Annotated in this window: 3 protein-coding genes and 1 tRNA gene; 3 read left to right on the top strand and 1 reads right to left on the bottom strand. The window is 43.9% G+C overall.

All coding sequences use genetic code 11. The features are described from left to right. Together ACQY6Q_RS06470 and purU are read left to right on the top strand one after the other, a co-directional pair. Nucleotides 1-65, top strand: a 65-nt coding sequence (locus ACQY6Q_RS06470; protein ID WP_427979279.1) for an SEC-C metal-binding domain-containing protein, incomplete at its 5' end; no start/stop codon positions are given. A gap of 25 nt (nucleotides 66-90) precedes the next feature. Further along, nucleotides 91-927 (top strand): formyltetrahydrofolate deformylase, encoded by an 837-nt coding sequence (gene purU, locus ACQY6Q_RS06465; RefSeq protein WP_427979276.1) that lies wholly within the window; start codon nucleotides 91-93, stop codon nucleotides 925-927. Here the strand turns inward: purU and ACQY6Q_RS06460 are convergent. Further along, entirely contained in the window at nucleotides 924-1,466 is a 543-nt protein-coding gene (locus ACQY6Q_RS06460) for a VC2046/SO_2500 family protein (protein WP_427979273.1), read from the bottom strand. The genes purU and ACQY6Q_RS06460 overlap by 4 nt on opposite strands. Before the next feature lie 163 nt (nucleotides 1,467-1,629). On the opposite strand from ACQY6Q_RS06460, the gene ACQY6Q_RS06455 reads away from it, so the two are divergent. Then, a tRNA-Tyr gene (locus tag ACQY6Q_RS06455) sits at nucleotides 1,630-1,713 on the top strand. Nucleotides 1,714-1,752 lie beyond the last annotated feature (39 nt).

Below are 1,752 nucleotides of genomic sequence, written 5' to 3'. Positions count from 1 at the left end.
GGCGCAATTCAACTTGCCCCTGCGGCAGCGGTAAAAAGTTTAAGCAGTGCTGTAACAAGTCCTAACTTTAAGTAGAAAATCGAAAAGATCATGCAAAGAAAAATTCTATTAACCGAATGCCCAGATGCCAAAGGTTTGATTTCAACCATCACTAACATCTGTGCCAAACATCAACTCAACATTATTAAAAACAATGAGTTTGTAGACCATCACGCAAATCGCTTTTTTATGCGCACAGAACTTGAAGGTTACTTTAACGATCAAACCCTACTGGCCGATTTAGACAACGCTTTGCCTTCTGGTAGTATTCGTCGCCTAGAAAGTGCGGGGCGTAAACGCATCGTCATTATGGTCACTAAAGAAGCCCACTGTTTGGGCGACCTATTAATGAAAGCCGTGTATGGTGATATGGACGTAGAAATTGCGGCAGTGGTGGGTAATTACGACAACTTGCGTCAACTCACTGAAAAGTTTGATATCCCCTTCCATCACATTACTCACGTGGATCTGAGCCGAGAAGAACATGAGCAACAGGTGATTGAAGTGGTACAACAATACCAACCCGATTACGTGGTACTAGCTAAGTACATGCGTATTCTTACCCCTGCTTTTGTTGAAGCCTTTAGCAATAAGATCCTCAACATTCACCACTCGTTCTTACCGGCATTTATTGGTGCGAAACCCTACCAACAAGCCTACGACCGTGGAGTAAAAATTATCGGCGCCACAGCGCACTTTGTGAACAATGATTTAGACGAAGGCCCCATCGTTGAGCAACACGTTATTCATGTTGATCATACCTACAGCGCAGAAGAAATGGCCAAGGCCGGGCGAGACGTTGAAAAAGCAGTACTAAGTAAAGCCTTGCAGCAAGTGCTAGATGAAAAAGTATTTGTTTACGGCAACCGCACCGTGGTGTTCCGTTAATTAAAGTACTTCACGCTAAGTGGCTTAGAGTAATCAAAGTCGCTTAGCAGTTTATACATTTCCACCCCGTTGACTTCGGTATCTGGTTGCATTTGCGCCGGTTGTGCTTGCTCTGGTTGACTGAGCTGATGTTTTAAACGGCTTAATAGGTCTAGGTTATTCATTACCTCTTCGGCTAAGCCATCCACCTTATCTTCAGCACAAACTGCATATCCCCCTAGGGCCTGCTCTAATCTTATCTTCGCCACATCACCAGTATGCAGCGATTCACTCCACTTAGCTTGAATAGCATATTCATCGGCTTGAGCCTTTAATGGACGGCTAGCACTAAGCTGAAAACGGCTGCGCAAATCTTGTTCAACTTGCTTTGGAGCCTGCTTGATCATGGAGAACTGCGCTTGGTCACAAACATTTTGACTGAGCATACTTAGCAGCAGTTGAAAACGAGCACGTTGGCCATGCGCAGCACTTTGGTTAAGCGTATCACCCAACTGCAACTCGTCGCATAAGCTATTGTTTCTAATTTTATCAACTAACATTTCGTCCTCCAATTACCTCTTGGTTATCGGTTTTGTTGAACAAAACTTTAGCGATTCCAGCTCAAGCGAACAGATAATAAGCAAACAGTTCGTATCCACAGAAAATGTTACGATTTTTACTTTACAGGCCCCTAAGTTCTGGTAATATGCCGCTCCACAAGCAGGAGGGGTTCCCGAGTGGCCAAAGGGAACAGATTGTAAATCTGTCGCGAAAGCTTCGGTGGTTCGAATCCACCTCCCTCCACCATATTTATAAAAAAAGACATCTTTAAGATGTCTTTTTTTA

The sequence above is a fragment of the Agarivorans sp. genome (assembly GCF_050295395.1).
Classification (GTDB): Bacteria; Pseudomonadota; Gammaproteobacteria; order Enterobacterales; family Celerinatantimonadaceae; genus Agarivorans.
The sequence above is the reverse complement of the archived record's forward strand: the minus strand, read 5'-3'. Positions and strand labels throughout refer to the sequence as shown.